This window comes from Burkholderia sp. 22PA0099 (assembly GCF_047497165.1).
In the GTDB taxonomy this organism is placed as follows: Bacteria; Pseudomonadota; Gammaproteobacteria; order Burkholderiales; family Burkholderiaceae; genus Burkholderia.
In genome coordinates this window covers 3,981,471-4,002,080 of the sequence record NZ_CP163165.1, presented here as the reverse complement: position 1 = coordinate 4,002,080, position 20,610 = coordinate 3,981,471, and the positions used below count along the sequence as shown (strand labels likewise).

The window sequence follows — 20,610 nt, the reverse complement described above, 5'->3', positions numbered from 1 at the left end:
GGGGTCAGCCTCCGAGGGCCAGGTAGAACGGCGTGCCATGCAGCAGCGTGACGATGCCGCCGAGCGCGAGGAACGGGCCGAACGGCAGCGGTTCTTCATAACGCATGCGGCCGCGCCACATCGCCACCAGCCCGACCGCTGCGCCGCTCAACGCCGCGATCAGCAGCACCTGCGGCAGCGCAACCCAGCCGAGCCACGCGCCGAGCGCGGCCAGCAGCTTCAGGTCGCCATAGCCGATGCCCTCGATGCCGCGCAGCAGCTTGAACAGCCAGAACACGCACCAGAGGAACAGATAACCGGCAATCGCGCCGATCACCGCCTCGCGCAGATCGACGAAGTTGCCCGACAGGTTGACGATCAGGCCGGCCCACAGCAGCGGCAGCGTCATCGAATCGGGCAGATAACCCGTTTTCATGTCGATCAGGCTCATCGCCAGCAGCGTCGCGCACAAGCCGAACGCGGCCAGCGCGGCCGGTGCGGGGCCGAACGCGTAGAGCGAGGCGGCCGCGAGCAAGCCGGAGCCGAGCTCGACGAGCGGATAGCGCAGGCTGATTGGCGCGCGACATCGGGCGCAGCGCCCGCGCAGCGCGAGGTAGCTGAATACCGGCACGTTCTCCCAGGCGCGCAGGACATGGCCGCAATGCGGGCAGGCACTGCGCGGCGCCCAGAGGTTGTAGCGCGGCGGCAGCCCGTCGTCGTGCGCCGGATCGTTGCCCGTTGCCTCCGCGAGCTCCGCCTTCCAGGCGCGCTCCATCATGGCCGGCAGCCGATGCGCGACGACGTTCAGGAAGCTGCCGACCACGAGGCCGATCACGACCGCGAACGCGTAGCGAACGGCGGCCGGCAACGCGGCGAACGCGAACCAGGGATCGGACAGGGCGAGGAGCGAATTCATCGAAGCCGGGGAAGTCGAGAGCGGGGACCGGGAGCGATGCTACACCACCACGTTGCCGAGCTGGATGATCGGCAGGTACATGGCGACCACGAGTGCGCCGACCAGCCCGCCGAGCACGATCACGACGAGCGGCTCGCAGAGGCTGGTCAGCGTGCCGATTCGTTCGTCGACCTGCCGCTCGCAGAGCACGGCGATATCCACCAGCATGGCGTCGAGCGTGCCCGATTCCTCGGCCACGGCGATCGGCTGCACCACCTCGGCCGGGAAGCAGCCGGCCGCGCGCATGGCCGCCGCGAGCCGCTCGCCGCGCAGCAGCCGCGCCGCGATGTCGGGCGTGGCCCGGTCGAATACGGGGTTGCCGGTGGCGTGCGCGAGCGAATCGAACGCGTCGGCCAGCGGCGTGCCCGCACGCAGCAGCGTGCCGAGCGTGCGGCTCCAGCGCGCGGCCGCGAGCGTGCGCAACAACGGGCCGAGCAACGGCAGGCGCAAGGTCGCGCGGCTGATGACGATTTGCGCATCGGGTGAACGGCGCAGCAGCGTGGTGCCGGCGATGACTGCCACCGCGCAGGCAAGCAAGGCCGGCGGCCCATAACGAGCAACGCCATCGGACAGCGCGAGTACGAAGCGGGTGGGCGCGGGCAGCGCCGCGCCGAAGCCCTCGAAAACCTGCGCGAAGGTGGGTACGACCCAGACCAGCAGCGCCGCCGTGATCGCCAGTGCGAAGGCCAGCACGGCAGCCGGATAGGTCAGCGCCGAACGCACCCGTGCGCGCAGGGCGGCGGCGTGTTCGCGATCGTCGGCCAGGCGCGCGAGCAAGGCGGCGAGTTGGCCCGAGGCCTCGCCGACCGCGATCAATTGTCGGAACATCGGATCGAACTGGCGCGGATAGCGGCACATGGCCTCCGACAACTGGCTGCCCGCGACGATCGCGCGGGACAGCCCGGCCGCGATGCGTGCGATGTCGTGCCGGCCCCCCGGCTCGGCGAGCAGGTCGAGCGCGGGCGCGAGCGGCAAGCCCGCGCGCAGCAAGCCACCGAGCTGGCGCGTCAGGCGCGTGACGTCGCGCGCCCGCGCAGCCGGCAGGCGGGCCGGGCCGCGATCGGCGAGATCAAGCACGGTGACGCCGCCGCGATGCAGTTGCCGGCGCGCCGCAGCGCCGTCGACGGCGATCAGGGTGCCTTGGCGGCGTGCGCCATCCCGCGCCACCCCGGCCCAGCGAAACCGTCGCTCGTCCACCAGCGGCGCGCTCATCCGGCGTCCGTGGCGGCGAGTGCCTCGTCGAGGCTGGTGGTGCCGTCGTACACGCGTGCCAGCGCGGCTTCGCGCAAGGTCCGCATGCCGTCGGCCCGTGCTTGCCGGACGAGCGCGCCGATGCCGTTGCGCGCGACGATGGCCTCGCGCAATGCATCGGAGACGCGCATCACCTGATGTATACCGATCCGGCCACGATAACCGATGCCGTGGCAGGCCTCGCAGCCGGTGGCCTCGAAGGGCTGCCAGCCAGTGTCGAGCTGTGCCGGATCGAGGCCGGCGGCGGCGAGCGCGGTGCGTGTCGTGCGCGAGGGCTGGCGGCAGGTGCCGCAGAGCCGCCGCACGAGCCGCTGGGCCGTGACCACGCGCAGCGCCGCCGCGATGTGATACGGCGCAACGCCGATATCGAGCAGGCGGGCAATCGCGCCCGGCGCGTCGTTGGTGTGCAGCGTCGACAGCACGAGGTGGCCGGTTTGCGCGGCCTTCAGCGCGACATCGGCGGTTTCCGTGTCGCGGATTTCGCCAACCATGATGACGTCCGGGTCCTGCCGCAGGAACGCGCGCAGCGCGACGGCGAAATTCAGCCCGGCCTTGTCGCGTACGTTGACCTGATTGAGGCCGTCGAGCTGCAGTTCCGCCGGATCTTCGATGGTGCAGAGATTTCGCGAGGCGAGGTTGAGCCGTTGCAGGCAGCAATAGAGCGTGACCGTCTTGCCGCTGCCGGTCGGCCCCGTAACCAGCGCGAGGCCATGTGGTGCGGCGATCGCCGCATCGAGTTCGGCAGCTTGCTGCGGATCGAAGCCAAGCGCCGGCAGCGACAGGTCGGCCGGCAGCGTGTCGAGCCGGCGCAGCACGAGTTTTTCTCCATGCAGCGTCGGCAGCGAATTGACGCGATAGTCGCCCGTCTGGCCCGGCGCGAGCGTCAGGCGCAGGCGACCGTCCTGCGGCACGCGGCGCTCCGCGATGTCCATCCGCGCGAGCACCTTCAGGCGTGTGACGACACCGTCGCGCAGATGCGCGGGCGGCGCGGCGAACGCATGCAGTGCGCCGTCGATCCGCAGTCGCACGCGCCAGCCGCGTTCGGCCGGCTCGATATGGATATCGGACGCGTCGCGCGCGGCCGCCGCTTGCAGGATTTCGTTGACGAGGGCGACGACGGGCGCGTCACCGGCTGACACCGGCGGCGCAAGCCGCGCGACGTCGGAGGAATGGGGCGTGGACATCGGAAACCGGCCTCGCGGCCGCCTCGGGATTGCGACGAGACGATCATCGCGCGGGCGGTGGCGGGCCGGTAGTCGGCCGAACGACCAATGGTGCGGGAGCGGCGGCTCCGTCAGGATTCGAATATGACAGGAATCAGCGCAGCAGCCCGCGAGCCGCTCGCGTGGTGCGCGGCTTGAACAGCTTGACGGTGCGCACCGCCTGGTCGTCGCTACGCATGACCTCGAGCATTACGTCGCCGATCTTCATGCATACGTCGCCCTCGGGAATTTCTTCAAGGGTTTCGAGGATCAGCCCGTTGAGCGTCTTCGGCCCTCTGGTCGGCAGGCTCAGATGCAGCCAGCGATTCAGTTCGCGCAGCGGGATGCCGCCCGACACGATGCACTCGCCGCTGGCGTTCCAGCCGCCGCGCGAGCCGCTGCCGTTCGGCGTCGACGAGGTGAATTCGCCGATCAGTTCCTCGATGATGTCCTCGGGCGTCATGAGGCCCTCGAGCTCGCCGTATTCGTTGACCACCAGCGCGGTGCGCTGGCGGCTCTCCTGGAAATATTGCAGTTGCTGGAACACCGGGGTGCCCGACGGCACGTAATACGGCTCGGCCAGCAGCCGGCGCAGCGTGTCGCGGTCGAGTTCCTGATTGCGCAGCGCGGCCAGCGTCTTGCGCACGTGCAGCACACCGAGCACCTGGTCGATATCGCCTTGATACACGATCAGGCGGTTGTGGTAGCAGGTTTCGATCTGATGGAGGATGTCGTCGAGCGGCGCGTCGAAGTTCAGCGATTCGATCTGGCGGCGCGGGATCATCACGTCGTCGACGGTGATGTTTTCCAGGTCGAACAGGTTCAGCAGGATGCTGCGGTGCTTGGTCGGCATGAAGCTGCCCGATTCGAGCACGATCGAGCGCAGTTCCTCGATCGAGAAGCGCTGGTCGCGGCCGCCCTTGGTGTTGATGCGCAAGAGGCCGAGCGTGCCGTTCGCGAGCTGATTGACGAACCAGATCACCGGCTTCATGACGCGCATCAGCGGCGCGATCAGCAGGCTGGCCGGCAGGGCGATGCGCTCGGGATAGGTTGCGCCGACGATCTTCGGCGTGATTTCGGCGAACACGATGATCAGAAACGCCACGATGCCGGTCGCGATCGACAGCACCAGGTTGTCGTGACCGAACGTGCGCAGCGCGATCGAGGTGGTCAGGACCGGGATGATCGTGTTGAACAGGTTGTTGCCGATCAGGATCACGCTCAACAGTTGATCGGTACGCGTCAGCAACCGTTGCGTGGTTTTCGCGCCGAGTGCGTTCTGATTGGCGAGGAGCTTCAACCGATGGCGGTTGAGCGCCATCATGGCCGTTTCAGAAATCGAGAAGAAGCTGGAGCAGAGAAGCAGGACAAAGACGGCGCAGATTTGCGCCCATAAGGGAATGTGGTCCACGCGGATCGGGAACGGTGAGGGTCAGGGATGGGGTGACTATAGCAGAGGGCCGCCCGGCGCTTGTGACGAGCCGTGGTAAGGCCCGTGGCGGCGCTTGACGGGGAGGGGCGATGAAATCAGGCAAAAAAAAACCGCATACGAATATGCGGTTTTTTCAAAATTCTGGTCGGGGTGAGAGGATTCGAACCTCCGGCCTCTACGTCCCGAACGTAGCGCTCTACCAGGCTAAGCTACACCCCGAATTGGACTCTTCTGCTACTTCAGTCTCGTTCAAGACTTCCGTGTCGTCGAGTAAGAACATAATTCTAGCAGCGAGTTTTTGAAAATGGAAGAGGGGAATGAAAAAATTGCGGCGGCGGCGGCCTGGGCTTCCTGCCGCGCGCATTCGAGCGTGTGATCGAGGGCGCCCGAACGCGTGATCGCATCGAAGATCGTGTCGAATCGATCGGTGCCGCCTTGCTCGATCGCGTCGCGCGCGAGCGTCTGCTGTTCGGGCGTGCCGTGCTCGAGCAAATGGATCAACGGCAGCGTCGGCTTGCCTTCGCGCAGATCGTCACCGGCGTTCTTGCCCATCGATTCGGCGGTGCCGGCGTAGTCGAGCCAGTCGTCCATGATCTGGAACGCGGTGCCGATGCGGCGGCCGTATTCGGCCGCCGCAGCTTCGACCGTCGCGTCGGCGCCGGCCAGCACGGCGCCCAGGCGCGCGGACGCCTCGAACAGCTTCGCTGTCTTGTAGCGGATCACCTGCATGTAGCGCGATTCGTCCACATCGGCGTCATGCATGTTGAGCAACTGCAGCACTTCGCCTTCGGAGATGATCGTGGTGGCTTCCGAGAGGATTTCCATCACGCGCATCTTGCCGACGCCGACCATCATCTCGAACGAACGGGAGTAAAGGTAATCGCCGACCAGCACGCTCGCGGCATTGCCGAACAGCGCGTTGGCCGTCTTGCGGCCGCGTCGCAGTTCCGATTCGTCGACGACATCATCGTGCAGCAGCGTGGCCGTGTGGATGAACTCGACGACCGCGGCCAGCGTGTGGCGATGGCTGGAGCTGTCGCCCAGCGCACCCGCGACGAGCAGCAGCAGTGCCGGGCGCAGCCGCTTGCCGCCCGCGCCGATGATGTATTCGGCGATCTGGTTGATCAGCAGCACATCGGACGACAGGCTCTGCCGAATGACGCGGTTGACCTGCTCCATATCGTCGGTGATCGGGGCCAGCAGTTGGGCGGCGCTCGGGGAAGGGGAGGCAGTGGACGACATGATCATGGAATGGGGTAGTGCGCCGGATTATAAGGCGATTCGGGAGATCGCCGGGCCGTAGCCTGCCGGACGGCCGGGTTTGCTTCGCGCGTGTCGCACCGGAGCACGCGGCGGCGGGCGGATTCGACGCGTGTTTCATGCCCCGTTTCACACGGCCGGCACCCGATGCCAGGCGGGGCAAGGGCTTTCCGAGGGTCACATCGACCGGTGCGGCGCGCGGCGGAAGCGCTTGCGCGGGCGATCGCGATTGGCTTTGACCTATCTCCTAACTCTCTGTATAATCACGCGTTTTCCACGCACGGTGCATGGAAAAACAGATCTAGAGTGAGGTTTGCAATGTACGCGGTCATAAAAACCGGTGGCAAGCAGTATAAGGTTGCTGTCGGCGAAAAATTGAAAGTAGAACAGATACCGGCAGACATTGACGCAGAAATCACGCTCGACCAGGTTCTCGCAGTGGGCGAAGGCGAATCGATTCAGTTCGGTACGCCGCTGGTCAGTGGGGCTTCCGTCAAGGCTACCGTTGTGTCGCACGGTCGTCATGCCAAGGTCACCATCTTCAAGATGCGTCGCCGGAAGCACTACCAAAAGCACGGCGGCCACCGCCAGAACTACACCGAACTGCGCATCGACGCGATCACCGCGTAAGCGCTACGGTAAAGGAGCTATCAAATGGCACACAAAAAGGCAGGGGGTTCCTCCCGTAACGGCCGCGACTCCGAATCGAAGCGCCTCGGCGTGAAGGTTTACGGCGGTCAGGCCATCAATGCCGGCGGCATCATCGTTCGTCAGCGCGGCACGCGCATGCACCCGGGCGATAACGTCGGTATCGGCAAGGACCACACGCTGTTCGCACTGGTCGACGGTCACGTCAAGTTCGCGACCAAGGGCGCGGACAAGAAGCATCTGGTTATCGTCGTCCCGGCTGCTGCGTAAGTTTTCGCCGGTTCGGGCTTCATAGCCACAAAGGCCCCGCTGAAAACGCGGGGCCTTTTTCATTTGCGCGACGCCGCGCGTCTGGCCGGGTCGGCCCGACCTGGCCGAATGGCCGAATGGTCAAGCGCGGCGGCTCGCGGCACAATATTGGTTCACATTCTGGGCGGAGCAACGGATGAAGTTCATTGACGAAGCGCGAATCGAAGTCATCGCCGGGGACGGAGGTGATGGCAGCGCGTCGATGCGCCGCGAGAAGTTCGTTCCGTTCGGCGGGCCGGACGGCGGCGACGGCGGCCGAGGCGGCAGCGTGTATGCGGTGGCTGACCGCAACATCAATACGCTGATCGACTACCGGTTCTCGAAAAAGCACCTGGCGCGCAACGGCGAAACCGGCCGTGGCTCGGATTGCTATGGCAAGGGTGGCGATGACATCACGCTGCGCATGCCGGTGGGCACCATCATTACCGACATGGATACCGGCGAGTTGATCGCCGACCTGACCGAGCACGAGCAGAAGGTGCAGGTCGCGGAAGGCGGCGCGGGCGGCCTCGGTAACCTGCACTTCAAGTCGAGCACGAACCGTGCGCCGCGTCAGAAGACCGACGGCAAGCCCGGCGAGCGACGCATGGTGAAGCTCGAACTGAAGGTGCTGGCCGACGTCGGCCTGCTCGGCATGCCGAATGCGGGCAAGTCCACCTTCATTTCGTCGGTGTCGAACGCCAGGCCGAAGATTGCCGACTACCCGTTCACGACGCTCGCGCCGAATCTCGGCGTGGTGCGCGTCGGCCCGAGCAAGAGCTTCGTGATCGCCGATATTCCGGGGCTGATCGAAGGCGCCGCCGAAGGTGCGGGCCTTGGCCACCAGTTCCTGCGCCACTTGCAGCGTACCGGCGTGCTGCTGCATCTGGTCGATCTCGCGCCGTTCGACGAGAACGTCGATCCGGTGGCCGAGGCGAAGGCGATCGTCGGCGAACTGCGCAAGTACGACGAATCGCTCTACGAAAAGCAGCGCTGGCTCGTGCTGAACAAGCTCGACATGGTGCCGGAAGACGAGCGCGCCGAACGCGTTGCCGATTTCATCAGCCGTTTCGGCTGGGAAGGTCCGGTGTTCGAGATCTCCGCGCTGACGGGGCAGGGCTGCGAAAGCCTGATCTATGCGGTGTACGACTACGTGTCGGCGCACTCGGATGCGCATCGTGCGGCCGAAGCCGAGGATCTCGCCGCCGACGTGCGGTTCCGCGAAGCGCCGGGCGCCCATCCTGCGTCGCCGGAGCCGGGTGCCGAGCCGGCAGGCGAGTAATCGATACCCGGGCGGCTCAGGCCGCCGACCGATGCGCGGCAGGCTGCTCCGGCCGCCGCGCTCCGATTGAATTGCGCTTCACTACAGGAGCAGCGCACGATGCGTTCGATCATCGCCGATTCGAAGCGATTGGTTGTGAAGGTAGGTTCCAGCCTCGTCACCAACGACGGGCGCGGGCTCGATCATGCTGCGATCGGCCGCTGGGCCGCCCAGATCGCCGCACTGCGCGAGGCCGGCAAGGAGGTCGTGCTGGTCAGCTCGGGCGCGATCGCCGAGGGCATGCAGCGGCTCGGCTGGAGCAAGCGTCCGCGTGAAATCGACGAGTTGCAGGCCGCCGCCGCGGTCGGTCAGATGGGGCTGGCGCAAGTCTACGAAAGCCGTTTCGGCGAACACGGCATCCGCACCGCCCAGATCCTGCTGACCCACGCCGACCTGGCGGACCGCGAGCGTTATCTGAATGCGCGCTCGACGCTGCTCACGCTGCTGCGTCTGGGCGTGGTCCCGATCATCAACGAGAACGACACGGTCGTTACCGACGAAATCAAATTCGGCGATAACGATACGCTGGGCGCACTCGTCGCGAACCTGATCGAAGGCGATGCGCTCGTGATCCTGACCGATCAGCCGGGGCTGTTTACGGCCGATCCGCGCAAGGATCCGAAGGCCACGCTGGTGCAGGAGGCCGATGCCGGCGCGTCCGATCTCGAGTCGATGGCCGGCGGTGCGGGGTCGAGCCTCGGCCGTGGCGGCATGCTGACCAAGATCCTCGCGGCGAAGCGCGCGGCGCATAGCGGCGCGAATACCGTGATCGCGAGCGGCCGCGAGACCGACGTGCTCGTGCGGCTCGCGGAAGGCGAAGCGATCGGCACCCAGTTGATCGCGCGCACGGCGCGCATGGCGGCGCGCAAGCAGTGGATGGCCGATCACCTGCAGGTGCGCGGCCACGTCGTCATCGATGCGGGCGCGGTCGAGAAGCTGACCAGCGGCGGCAAGAGCCTGCTGCCGATCGGTATCGTCAATGTGCAGGGCGTGTTCGCGCGCGGCGAGGTGATCGCCTGCGTCAACGATGCCGGCCGTGAGGTCGCGCGCGGGCTGACCAACTACAGCAGCGCCGAAACCAAGTTGATTCAGCGCAAGCCGAGCAGCGAGATCGAAACCGTGCTCGGCTACATGCTTGAGCCCGAGCTGATTCATCGCGACAACCTCGTGCTGATCTGACGCACGTCGGGCTGCCGACCCGGTAAAAACAAAGCCCGCTGATGCGGGCTTGTTTTTTGACTTCCTGGTAAAGGAACGCGTTGCGGCGACTGCGGCCGTTCAGCGAATCTGTTGGCTCAGGATCGTGCGGTGCGCGCGCAGGTTCTCGATGATCGCCTTGGTGGTTGCGGCCGGCATCTTGTTCGAGCAGAAGTAGTCCTGGTAGAGCGCGGCGCGATAGGCGTTCAGGTTGCCGTTCTCGATGCGCGTCCAGTCGGTTTCGACGGTGCGGTCCCAGCCGTCGTGGTCGGCGTTCAACGCCGCGTACTGGCGCCACTCATAGGTGTCGCAGCGGATCGCTTCGTAGGTCACGTTGCGCGCGCCGGCCGGGCTGGTGATGACCGACGTGTAACGAACGATGCCGTCGGTGCCGACGACCAGCGACTTGTCGTCGACGGAAAACTGCAGCGGCGTGTTCTGCGAGACTTCGAACGGGATCAGGTTCGAGGCTTGCGGCAACGGCGGGAGCGTGTCGACCTTGTTTTCCTGCCAGATCGGGTGACGGTCGAGCAGATAGACGAACGTGCTGTTGTCCTTGCTGTCCTTGCTGTCCTGGTCGGACGGCTGACTTTGCGTTTTGGAGTGAGCGCAGCCGGCCAGCACGGCGACCGCAGCCAACGATGCTGCGGCAAGAGCGAACGATTTCAAATTGCACACCTCGAAAAAAGGGCGCGGCAACCGCTGCCGCGCCCGGACATGCTTCATGGTTTTCCCGGTCGGCGGGATCAGTCGCGCAGCAGGTAGCGAACCGGGGGCTCGTCGAGCACGCTAGCGCCCGGCTCGACCTCGGAACACACCTGCGATGCGTCGATCGGATGAACCCCGATCATGCGCGGATAACGCGTGGGCCGCACTGCGGCGCGCGTTTTGTTGCCGTCGGGCCGCTGCGCCGGCCGGCGCAGGAAACGCGACAATTCCGTCAACGCCAACTGATAGACATCCCGCTTGAACTCGATCACTGCGTCAAGCGGCACCCAGTACTCGTTCCAGCGCCAGGCATCGAACTCCGGGTGGTCGGTTGCGCGCAAGCAAATGTCGCAATCGCGTCCGACCATCCGCAGCAGAAACCAGATCTGCTTTTGTCCGCGATAATGCCCGCGGACTTCACGCTTGATGAACTTGTCCGGCACCTCGTAACGCAACCAGTCGCGTGTGCGGCCGATGATCTTGACGTGCTCGGGAAGCAGGCCCGTCTCCTCGTGCAATTCCCTGAACATGGCCTGCATCGGGGTCTCACCATACTTGATGCCCCCTTGCGGGAATTGCCAGGAATGCTCACGAAGCCGTTTGCCCCAAAACACCTCATTGTGCGCGTTCAAGAGGATGATGCCGACGTTCGGGCGAAAGCCTTCACGATCCAGCATACAACCACCTTCGAATCCTTTAAAATTGCTTTGATTATAAACAGATAACGGGCGCCGCGCACCGCAATGGCCCGAATCTCGGCGAGGTTCGCAGCTACACTGTCCCCGATTCGTCTGCTACGTCATCTGCGCCACGATCGCCTCGTTGCACACCGTTGCGCGCAGTTATCCACCCCTTTTCGCCTTTTTCCGGCGGCCCCGCGTTGGGCCGTCGTTTCTGGAACTGTCCGCATGAAAGCCTCCCGTTTCTTTATCGGCACCCTGAAGGAAGCTCCCGCCGACGCCGAGATCGTCAGCCACAAACTGATGGTGCGCGCCGGCATGATTCGCCGCGTCGCCGGCGGTATCTACAACTATCTGCCGATCGGCCTGCGCTCGATTCGCAAGGTCGAGGCGATCGTGCGCGAGGAGATGAACCGGGCAGGTGCGATCGAACTGCTGATGCCGGCCGTCCAGCCGGCCGAGCTCTGGCAGGAATCGGGCCGCTGGGTGCAGTACGGCCCCGAACTGCTGCGCTTCAAGGATCGCAAGGACAACGACTTCGTGATCGGGCCGACGCACGAGGAAGTCATCACCGACATCGCGCGCGCGCAGATCAAGAGCTACCGGCAAATGCCGGTGAACTTCTATCAGATCCAGACCAAGTTCCGCGACGAGATCCGCCCGCGCTTCGGCGTGATGCGCGGCCGCGAATTCATCATGAAGGACGCCTATTCGTTCGACAAGGATCAGGCCGGCCTCAAGGAGTCGTACCGCAAGATGTACGAAGCCTACGTGCGCGTGTTCACGCGCATCGGCCTCGAATTCCGTGCGGTGGCGGCCGACAACGGCTCGATCGGCGGCAGCGGCTCGCATGAATTCCACGTGATCGCCGACACCGGCGAGGACGCGATCGCCTATTGCCCGACCTCCGATTTCGCGGCGAACGTCGAGGCGGCCGAAGCGCTGCCGCTGATCGCCAGCCGCGCGGCGCCGGCCGAGGCGCTCGCCAAGGTCGCCACGCCGGGCAAGGCGAAGTGCGAAGCGGTGGCCGAGCTGCTGAATATCCCGCTGGAACGCACCATCAAGTCGATCATCGTCGCGACCGACAACGAAGGCGCCGAACCCACCATCTGGCTGTTGATGATGCGCGGCGATCACGAACTGAACGAGATCAAGGCGTCGAAGCAGCCGGGCCTGGCCGGTTATCGGATGGCGACCGAAGCCGAGATCGTCGAATGGTTCGGCACGCCGCCGGGCTACCTCGGCCCGATCGGCACCAAGAAGCCGGTCAAGGTGATCGCCGATCGCACAGTCGCGAACATGAGCGATTTCGTGGTGGGCGCCAACGAGGTGGATTACCACATCGCCGGCGTGAACTGGGGCCGCGACCTGCCCGAGCCGGTCGTTGCCGACCTGCGCAACGTCAGGAAGGGCGACGCGTCGCCGGACGGCAAGGGCGTGCTCGACATCTGCCGTGGCATCGAAGTCGGCCACGTGTTTCAGCTCGGCACCAAGTACTCGAAGGCGCTCGGTTCGACGTTCCTCGATGAAAACGGCAAGCCGCAGCCGATGGAAATGGGTTGCTACGGGATCGGCGTCACGCGCATTCTCGGCGCCGCGATCGAACAGAACTTCGACGACAAGGGCATCATCTGGCCCGAATCGATCGCGCCGTTCCAGGTCGTGCTGTGCCCGATGGGCTATGACCGCAGCGAAGCGGTGCGCGAAGCGGCCGATACGCTGCACGCGGACCTGCTGGCAGCCGGCATCGACGTGATCCTCGACGATCGCGGCGAGCGCCCCGGCGTGATGTTCGCCGATTGGGAATTGATCGGCGTGCCGCACCGCCTCGTGATCGGCGATCGTGGCCTGAAGGACGGCAAGATCGAGTATCAGGGCCGTCGCGAAACCGAGGCGACGCTGCTGCCGGTTCAGGGCGCGGCGCTGACGGTGATCGAGAAGGTGCGCGAAGCGCTCGCGCGCTGAACGCGGGCCGGCGGGAAGGGCGCCTCGGCGCGCCGTTCCCGGGGCTGCCCATGAAAAAACGGCTCGCGTTCTGGCGCGAGCCGTTTTGTTTTGTGCGGGGGGCCGCGCGCGTGGCGCTGGCGTTGGCCGGCGTCAGACCTCGGCCGTCAGCGCGCGGATCGTCGGCAGGTTGCGCCAGTAGCCCTTGGCATCCATGCCGCAGCCGAACACGTAACGATCCGGCACCGAAAAACCGCAGAAATCCGGATGCAGCGGCTTGTCCTTGGCGAGCGTCTTTTCGCACAGCACGGCGGACAGGAACCGCTTCGCGCCCATGTCGAGGATGCGGTCGCGGATCGCGGCCATCGTTTCGCCTTCGTCGAGAATGTCGTCGAGCACGATCACGATGCGATCCTTCACCGATTCGCGCGGCGCCACGCGCCAGTGCATTTCCGGGCTGCCCTGGGTGGTGTTCCGGTAGCGCGTCAGGTGGATGTAGTCGAACTCGAGCGGGAAATCGAGGTGCGGCAGCAGCATGCCGGTGAACACGGCCGCGCCGCCCATCACCGACAGCACGAGCGGGAACGCATCGCCGATTTCGTCGCGGATCGCGGAGGCCATCCGCGAGATCGAGGCGTTGACCTCCTCGGCGGAGACGATCTGCTCGGAGTGCTGGAATATCTGAAGGGCTTCTTCGCGGTTCATGGGTTCTGAGGTGCGATCGGATCAATCGGAAACGGCCCGCGAACGGGCCGGCGGACGATGCGTGAGTAGGATATACCTCGCATCGTGCCGCGTGGGGCGCGGCAAAATTCGATGCGGGGCGGCTTAACGCATGCCCGGCATCATGCCCTTCAGGCCGCGCATCATTTTCTGCATGTTGCCGCCCTTCAGCTTCTTCATCATCGTGCGCATCTGGTCGTACTGATTCAGCATGCGGTTGACTTCCTGCACCGGCACGCCCGCGCCGGCCGCGATGCGGCGCTTGCGGGTGGCCTTGATCAGTTCGGGCTTGGCGCGCTCGGTCGGCGTCATCGAGTTGATGATGCCTTCCATGCGGCGGATCTGCTTCTCGGCCATGCCCATGTTGGCGCCGGCGGCGGCTTGCTGGAACTGCGCCGGCAGCTTGTCCATCAGCGACGACAGGCCGCCCATGTTCTTCATCTGGGAGATTTGCGCGCGGAAATCGTCGAGGTCGAAATCGCCACCCTTCTTGACCTTGTTGGCGAGCTTTTCGGCCGCCTGCATGTCGACGCCGCGCTGCGCTTCCTCGACCAGCGCGAGGATGTCGCCCATGCCGAGGATGCGGTTCGCCATGCGATCCGGGTGGAACACTTCGAGGCCGTCGAGCTTTTCGGCCACGCCGACGAACTTGATCGGCTTGCCGGTGATGTGGCGCACCGACAGCGCCGCGCCGCCGCGCGAATCGCCGTCGAGCTTGGTCAGCACCACGCCCGTGAGCGGCAGGGCGTCGTTGAACGCCTTGGCGGTGTTGACGGCATCCTGGCCCAGCATCGCGTCGACCACGAACAGCGTTTCGGCCGGATCGAGCGCCGCGTGCAGGTCGGCGATTTCCTTCATCATCGCCTCGTCGATACCGAGGCGGCCGGCCGTGTCGACGATCAGCACGTCGCAGTAATGGCGCTTGGCCCAGTCGACCGCGGCGCGCGCGATCTCGACGGGCTTCTGGTCCGGCGTGGACGGGAAGAATTCGGCGCCGACCTGTTCGCTCACCGTTTTCAACTGGGCGATCGCGGCGGGGCGGTAGATGTCGCACGACACCGTCAGCACTTTCTTCTTCTGCTTGTCGCGCAGCAGCTTGGCGAGCTTGCCGACCGTGGTGGTCTTGCCCGCGCCTTGCAGGCCGGCCATCAGGATGATCGCGGGCGGCGTGACGGCGAGGTTCAGCTCGGCGGCCTTGCCTTCGTAGTCGCCGCCGATCACCGCGGTCAGTTCCTTCTGCACCACGCCGACGAGCGCCTGGCCCGGCGACAGGCTGCTGATCACATCCTCGCCGAGCGCCTTTTCCTTGACCTTGGCGATGAATTCGCGGACGACCGGCAGCGAAACGTCGGCCTCGAGCAGCGCGAGCCGGACTTCACGCAGCATCTCCTGCGTGTTCGCTTCGGTGAGACGGGCTTCGCCGCGCAGCGTCTTGACGACGCGCGCCATCCGTTGGGTGAGATTGTCGAGCATGGGGAGCGATGGACAGTGGGGCCTGAAGGCTGGCGTCGGCTATATTGACAGCCGTCGCAGGCAAGGGGCCTAGTGTAAACTTCGAACATGGATATTGTACTGTATGCCCTCACCGCGCTCCTGTACGGCGGCCTGTCCGTCGCAGGATGGCGCGCGCACCGTTCCGGCCTTGCGCAGCCGCTCGTCGCGAGCGTGCCTCCCGTGCCGCGGGACCTGCGCGCATCCGCCGCGTCCGGGGTGAGCGGCACGGGCCGCGCGCTGCTGTTCGCGGCGCTGCTCGCCCACGGCGTGCTGCTGCACGCCACCATCTTCCCGCACGATTCGATGGTGTTCGGCTTCGCGTTCGCGTTGTCGGCGATGTTCTGGCTCGGCGCCGGCATCTACTGGATCGAGAGCTTCTTCTTCCGGCTCGACAGCCTGCGCCTGCTGGTGCTGCCGCTGGCCTGCGCCGCTTCGCTGCTGCCGCTCGCGTTCGGCGGCGTGCGCGTGCTGCCGTATGCGGCCGCGCCATTGTTCAAGATGCACTTCCTGATCGCCAACATCGCCTACGGATTGTTCGCGATCGCGGCACTGCATGCGGTGCTGATGCTGATGGTCGAGCGCCGCCTGCAGGCGCTGCGGCAAGGCGCGCGGATCGAGTCGGCCAGTTTCCTGGCGGGCTGGCTCGAAACGCTGCCGCCGCTGCTGACGCTCGAAAAGCTGCTGTTCCGTCTGATCGCCGCCGGCTTCGTGCTGCTGACACTCACGCTCGCCTCGGGCATCCTGTTCAGCGAGCAGGTGGATGCGCGCGCGCTGCGCTTCGATCACAAGACGGTGTTCGCGATCCTCTCGTGGTTCATGTTCGGCGGTATCCTCGTCGCGCGCCGCCTGTCGGGCTGGCGCGGGCGCGGCGCCGCACGCTGGGTGCTCGCCTCGTTCGGCGCGCTGCTGCTTGCCTATGTCGGCAGCCGCTTCGTGCTCGAGGTGCTGCTGCACCGTTCCGTGGTCTGATGGTCTGATGGTCTGAATTCGATGCGTAACCTTCTCCTGCTGATCCTCCTGTTCTTCGCCGGCTCCTGGGTGGCGCGCAAGCTGCGCCAGGCGCAGGAACGCACCGCACGCGGCGGCTCGGCCGGCGGCCCGTCTTCCGGGCGCGGCTTCGGCGGCGCGCGGCCGTCGGCCGAGCGCGCCGCCGCGCTGCCCGAGCCGATGGTGCGCTGCGCGCACTGCGGCGTGCACACGCCGAAGGGCGAGGCGGTGTCCGCCGGCGGCGAATTCTTCTGCAGCACCGAGCACGCGGCACGTCACACGACGTCGGCCGGCCGCGGCGCGTGACGCAAGCGCTGCCGGTGATCGACGCGTACGGCTGGGTGCGCGGTGCGCGCCACGCGCCGTCGCCGAATCACGAGGCCAGGCCGGCAGGGGTGACGCCCACGCTGCTGGTGGTGCACAACATCAGCCTGCCGCCCGGCGAGTTCGGCGGCGGGGCGATCGAGGCGCTGTTCCAGAACCGGCTCGATTGCGATGCCCATCCCTATTTCGATGCCAACCTGCGCGGCCTGCGCGTCTCGGCGCATTTCCTGATCCGCCGCGATGGCGAGCTGGTGCAGTTCGTGTCGTGCGACGCGCGTGCCTGGCACGCCGGCGCGTCGAACTTCCTTGGCCGCGAGCGCTGCAACGATTTTTCCATCGGCATCGAACTCGAAGGCGCCGACGACCAGCCGTTCGAGCCGTCGCAATACGCCACGCTGGCCACGCTGACGCGCGCGCTCGCCGCCCGCTATCCGGTCGAGGCGGTGGCGGGGCATGCCGACATCGCGCCGGGCCGCAAGACCGACCCCGGCCCGTGCTTCGATTGGCAACGCTATGCGAGCGATACCGGCCTCGGCCCCGAATCCTTTCCTTATCGTCGCTAACCGGGCGGGCGTCGAGCACCGCTCGGCACGCTGCGCTGCCGCGACGATTTCGCCTGATCCTTGCCCCGTCTACGCCTTCGCCAATGTGCTTCGCTGTCAATAGCGAAGCCCCAAATTTTCCGTTTTGAGATAGTAAGAACGTCCACTATACTTGGTGCCAGTTGACGAGTTTGTCACTAGATATAGTGTTAAAACAGTGGGCGCCGCCAAGGTGGCCCGCTCCACCGGCAGGGGGCTGCCGGCACGAATTCTGAGCGCGGCGCCTGGCCAGCCCGGCGCGCCGCGGATAGCGCAGACACACCAGGCGGCAAGGGGCGCGATACGCATGACGAAAACAGACGTCGGTTGTACGGTATCGCGCGGCCCGTGCCGCTATTGTGTTTTGCCGCCCGCGCCAAGCCCGGCGCATTAATCTTCAAATCCGCGGATCTCTCCGCACCATCCAACACCAGGAGCTTTGCACATGCAAACGACCGACACCGGGACGTCCCAATACGAGAGCGCGCAGCGCCCTCTTGGAACGGCTTCGCAGGCGCCCGCACTGGCGCCGCAGGCGACGTTCGCCGACTACAAGGTGATCCGCCGTAACGGCAGCGTGGTGGCGTTCGAGCCGTCGAAAATCGCGATCGCCGTGACGAAGGCGTTCCTCGCGGTGAACGGCGGCCAGGGTGCCGCGTCGGCGCGTGTGCGCGAACTGGTCGAGCAACTGACGCAAAGCGTCGTGCGCGCGCTGGTGCGCAGCCGCCCGAACGGCGGCACGTTCCATATCGAAGACATCCAGGATCAGGTCGAACTGGCGCTGATGCGCGGCGGCGAGCACAACGTCGCACGCGCCTACGTGCTGTACCGCGAGAAGCGTCACCTCGAGCGCGCGCATGCCGACGCGCCGGTCGACGCACCGGCCGGCACCGTCGGCCTGAACGTGACCGACAAGGGCGTGACGCGTCCGCTCGACCTGGCCGACCTGCGTGCGCTGGTCGGCGCGGCCTGCGAAGGGCTGGGCGATGCCGTCAACCCGGAGCCGATCGTCACGGAAACGATCAAGAACCTGTACGACGGCGTGCCGTTGAGCCAGGTCTACGACTCGGCGATCCTGGCCGCCCGCACGATGATCGAGAAGGACCCGGCTTACAGCCAGGTCACGTCGCGCATCCTGCTGCACACGATCCGTCGCGAAATCCTCGGCGAGGAAGTGCTGCAAGGCGAGATGCAGGCGCGCTACGTCGAATACTTCCCGCAATTCCTGAAGCGCGGCGTCGAAGCCGAGCTGCTCGACGACAAGCTGCTGCAGTTCGATCTGCCGCGCCTGGGCGCCGCGCTCGACGCAAGCCGCGACCTGCAGTTCGGCTATCTGGGCCTGCAGACGCTGTACGACCGCTACTTCCTGCACGTCGACGGCACCCGCATCGAAATGCCGCAAGCGTTCTTCATGCGCGTGGCGATGGGCCTGTCGCTGAACGAAGTCGACCGCGAAGCGCGGGCGATCGAGTTCTACAACGTGCTGTCGAGCTTCGACTTCATGAGCTCCACCCCGACGCTGTTCAACTCGGGCACGCGCCGCTCGCAGTTGTCGTCGTGCTACCTGACGACGGTTGCCGACGATCTCGACGGCATTTATGAAGCGCTGAAGGAAAACGCGCTGCTCTCGAAGTTTGCCGGCGGCCTCGGCAACGACTGGACGCGCGTGCGTGCGCTCGGTTCGCATATCAAGGGCACGAACGGCAAGTCGCAAGGCGTGGTGCCGTTCCTGAAGGTCGTCAACGACACGGCCGTGGCGGTCAACCAGGGCGGCAAGCGCAAGGGCGCGGTGTGCGCGTACCTCGAGACGTGGCACCTGGACATCGAGGAATTCCTCGAGCTGCGCAAGAACACCGGCGACGATCGCCGCCGTACCCACGACATGAACACGGCGAACTGGATTCCCGACCTGTTCATGAAGCGCGTGATGGAAGGCACCGACTGGACGCTGTTCTCGCCGTCGACCTGCCCGGATCTGCACGACAAGTTCGGCGCCGAATTCGAAGCGGCCTATGTCGGCTACGAACAGAAGGTCGCGCGCGGCGAGCTGAAGCTGTTCAAGAAGATTCCGGCGCAGCAACTCTGGCGCAAGATGCTCGGCATGCTGTTCGAAACGGGCCACCCGTGGATCACGTTCAAGGATCCCTGCAATATCCGTTCCCCGCAGCAGCACGTCGGTGTCGTCCACTCGTCGAACCTGTGCACGGAAATCACGCTGAACACGAGCGACACCGAAATCGCGGTCTGCAACCTCGGCTCGGTCAACCTCGTCGCTCACCTGGTCAAGCAGGCGGACGGCAACTACGCGCTCGACCACGACAAGCTCAAGCGCACCATCAGCGTGGCGATGCGCATGCTCGACAACGTCATCGACATCAATTACTACGCGGTGGCGAAGGCACGTAACTCGAACCTGAAGCACCGCCCGGTCGGCATGGGCATCATGGGCTTCCAGGATTGCCTGCACCTGCTGCGCACGCCGTTCTCGTCGGATGCGGCGGTCGAGTTCGCCGACCGTTCGATGGAAGCGGTCTGCTACTACGCCTACTGGGCGTCGACCGAGCTGTCGGAAGAGCGCGGCCGCTACTCGAGCTACCGCGGTTCGCTGTGGGATCGCGGCATCCTCCCGCAGGATTCGCTGAAGCTGCTGGAAGAAGCGCGCGGCGGCTATGTCGAAGTCGACATGAGCGAATCGCTCGACTGGGCGCCGCTGCGTGAGCGGATCGCCGTCCACGGCATGCGCAACTCGAACTGCATCGCGATCGCGCCGACCGCCACCATCTCGAACATCATCGGCGTCTCGCCGTGTATCGAGCCGACCTTCCAGAACCTGTTCGTGAAGTCGAACCTGTCGGGCGAGTTCACGGTGGTCAACGAGTTCCTGGTGCGCGACCTGAAGGAACGCGGCCTGTGGGACGAAGTGATGGTCGCCGACCTGAAGTACTTCGACGGCATGCTCTCGCGCATCGATCGAATCCCCTCGGACCTGCGCGCCATCTACGCGACGGCGTTCGAAGTCGATCCGAAGTGGCTGGTCGAAGGCGCCTCGCGTCGTCAGAAGTGGATCGACCAGGCGCAGTCGCTCAACATCTTCATGGCCGGTGCATCGGGCAAGAAGCTCGACGAGATCTACAAGCTCGCTTGGCTGCGTGGCCTGAAGACCACCTACTATCTCCGCACGATGGCGGCGACGCACGTCGAGAAGTCGACGGTGGCGCACGGCGCACTGAACGCGGTGCCGTCCGGCGGCATGAGCGGCGGCGGTTCGGCCGGCGGTGCGCAAGGCGCGGCCGGTGGTTTCGGCGCGGCGGGTGGCTCGGATGTGTCGGGCGCCTTGAACGCGGCACCCATCGAAGCCGATGGTCCGGTCTGCACGATGCGTCCGGGCGACGCGGGCTTCGAAGAGTGCGAAGCGTGCCAGTAAGCGCGGCACGTTGAAGTGAACGCGGCGCGCATTCGAGACGAAGGTTGAACTGCGCGCCGTCGTTGACTACAAACGGATAAGGAATCCGTACTTTGGCAGTCTCGCGACACGCATCGCGAGTGCCGTGAGCGGGACGATCGGGCGACGCAGTCGCACACTCGACGATCATCGCTCGATGTCCCGAACCCACCGCATCACTCGCGAGTCATGCA

18 protein-coding genes and 1 tRNA gene are annotated in these 20,610 nt (G+C 65.7%); 9 read left to right on the top strand and 10 right to left on the bottom strand.

The window, feature by feature from the left end; genetic code table 11:
- Positions 1-4 precede the first annotated feature (4 nt).
- From AB4851_RS33155 to AB4851_RS33130, 6 genes are all read right to left on the bottom strand, one after another.
- Entirely contained in the window at positions 5-895 is an 891-nt protein-coding gene (locus tag AB4851_RS33155; RefSeq protein WP_414450401.1) for a prepilin peptidase, read from the bottom strand.
- 39 nt (positions 896-934) lie between these two features.
- Positions 935-2,146: a type II secretion system F family protein gene (locus AB4851_RS33150; protein WP_414450400.1), complete on the bottom strand. Its 1,212-nt coding sequence runs from the start codon at positions 2,144-2,146 to the stop codon at positions 935-937.
- Positions 2,143-3,369, bottom strand: coding sequence for a GspE/PulE family protein (locus AB4851_RS33145; RefSeq protein WP_414450399.1), 1,227 nt, complete (start codon positions 3,367-3,369; stop codon positions 2,143-2,145). The genes AB4851_RS33150 and AB4851_RS33145 overlap by 4 nt, the downstream gene beginning before the upstream one ends.
- Positions 3,370-3,502: 133 nt before the next feature.
- Entirely contained in the window at positions 3,503-4,798 is a 1,296-nt protein-coding gene (locus tag AB4851_RS33140) for an HlyC/CorC family transporter (protein ID WP_414443849.1), read from the bottom strand.
- A gap of 163 nt (positions 4,799-4,961) precedes the next feature.
- Positions 4,962-5,038: transfer RNA gene (locus AB4851_RS33135), tRNA-Pro, on the bottom strand.
- A 30-nt stretch (positions 5,039-5,068) separates the two neighbouring features.
- Positions 5,069-6,061 carry a polyprenyl synthetase family protein gene (locus AB4851_RS33130; RefSeq protein WP_414450398.1) on the bottom strand — a complete coding sequence of 331 codons (993 nt, stop codon included), beginning with the start codon at positions 6,059-6,061 and terminating at the stop codon, positions 5,069-5,071.
- Positions 6,062-6,397: 336 nt separating this feature from the next.
- On the opposite strand from AB4851_RS33130, the gene rplU reads away from it, so the two are divergent.
- From rplU to proB, 4 genes are all read left to right on the top strand, one after another.
- Complete coding sequence (rplU, locus tag AB4851_RS33125) at positions 6,398-6,709, top strand: 50S ribosomal protein L21 (RefSeq protein WP_091010980.1); 312 nt, start codon at positions 6,398-6,400, stop codon at positions 6,707-6,709.
- Between the two features lie 24 nt (positions 6,710-6,733).
- A complete protein-coding gene (gene rpmA, locus AB4851_RS33120; RefSeq protein WP_278651142.1) occupies positions 6,734-6,997 on the top strand; it encodes a 50S ribosomal protein L27 in 264 nt (87 codons plus the stop codon).
- A 175-nt stretch (positions 6,998-7,172) separates the two neighbouring features.
- Positions 7,173-8,297 (top strand): Obg family GTPase CgtA, encoded by a 1,125-nt coding sequence (cgtA, locus tag AB4851_RS33115; RefSeq protein ID WP_414450397.1) that lies wholly within the window; start codon positions 7,173-7,175, stop codon positions 8,295-8,297.
- A 99-nt stretch (positions 8,298-8,396) separates the two neighbouring features.
- A complete protein-coding gene (proB, locus tag AB4851_RS33110) occupies positions 8,397-9,515 on the top strand; it encodes a glutamate 5-kinase (RefSeq protein WP_414450396.1) in 1,119 nt (372 codons plus the stop codon).
- 99 nt (positions 9,516-9,614) lie between these two features.
- On the opposite strand, the gene AB4851_RS33105 is transcribed toward proB, so the two are convergent.
- Both AB4851_RS33105 and AB4851_RS33100 read right to left on the bottom strand, forming a co-directional pair.
- Positions 9,615-10,202 (bottom strand): CNP1-like family protein, encoded by a 588-nt coding sequence (locus tag AB4851_RS33105; protein WP_414450395.1) that lies wholly within the window; start codon positions 10,200-10,202, stop codon positions 9,615-9,617.
- 77 nt (positions 10,203-10,279) lie between these two features.
- The gene (locus AB4851_RS33100; RefSeq protein ID WP_414443854.1) at positions 10,280-10,918 is read right to left on the bottom strand and encodes an RNA pyrophosphohydrolase; all 639 of its coding nucleotides are present in this window, start codon (positions 10,916-10,918) and stop codon (positions 10,280-10,282) included.
- A gap of 231 nt (positions 10,919-11,149) precedes the next feature.
- On the opposite strand from AB4851_RS33100, the gene AB4851_RS33095 reads away from it, so the two are divergent.
- Positions 11,150-12,886: a proline--tRNA ligase gene (locus AB4851_RS33095; protein ID WP_414443855.1), complete on the top strand. Its 1,737-nt coding sequence runs from the start codon at positions 11,150-11,152 to the stop codon at positions 12,884-12,886.
- A 132-nt stretch (positions 12,887-13,018) separates the two neighbouring features.
- Here the strand turns inward: AB4851_RS33095 and AB4851_RS33090 are convergent, their stop codons facing one another.
- Both AB4851_RS33090 and ffh read right to left on the bottom strand, forming a co-directional pair.
- Positions 13,019-13,570, bottom strand: coding sequence for a hypoxanthine-guanine phosphoribosyltransferase (locus tag AB4851_RS33090; RefSeq protein WP_414443856.1), 552 nt, complete (start codon positions 13,568-13,570; stop codon positions 13,019-13,021).
- Positions 13,571-13,693: 123 nt separating this feature from the next.
- Entirely contained in the window at positions 13,694-15,061 is a 1,368-nt protein-coding gene (gene ffh / locus AB4851_RS33085) for a signal recognition particle protein (protein WP_414443857.1), read from the bottom strand.
- An 87-nt stretch (positions 15,062-15,148) separates the two neighbouring features.
- On the opposite strand from ffh, the gene AB4851_RS33080 reads away from it, so the two are divergent.
- The 4 genes from AB4851_RS33080 to AB4851_RS33065 all read left to right on the top strand — a co-directional run bounded on the left by AB4851_RS33080 (position 15,149) and on the right by AB4851_RS33065 (position 20,398).
- Complete coding sequence (locus AB4851_RS33080; RefSeq protein WP_414443858.1) at positions 15,149-16,051, top strand: inner membrane protein YpjD; 903 nt, start codon at positions 15,149-15,151, stop codon at positions 16,049-16,051.
- 21 nt (positions 16,052-16,072) lie between these two features.
- Positions 16,073-16,375, top strand: coding sequence for a PP0621 family protein (locus AB4851_RS33075; RefSeq protein ID WP_414450394.1), 303 nt, complete (start codon positions 16,073-16,075; stop codon positions 16,373-16,375).
- Entirely contained in the window at positions 16,372-16,956 is a 585-nt protein-coding gene (gene ampD / locus AB4851_RS33070; RefSeq protein WP_414450393.1) for a 1,6-anhydro-N-acetylmuramyl-L-alanine amidase AmpD, read from the top strand. Before AB4851_RS33075 ends, ampD begins: the two co-directional genes overlap by 4 nt.
- Positions 16,957-17,419: 463 nt before the next feature.
- A complete protein-coding gene (locus AB4851_RS33065) occupies positions 17,420-20,398 on the top strand; it encodes a ribonucleoside-diphosphate reductase subunit alpha (RefSeq protein WP_414450392.1) in 2,979 nt (992 codons plus the stop codon).
- Positions 20,399-20,610 lie beyond the last annotated feature (212 nt).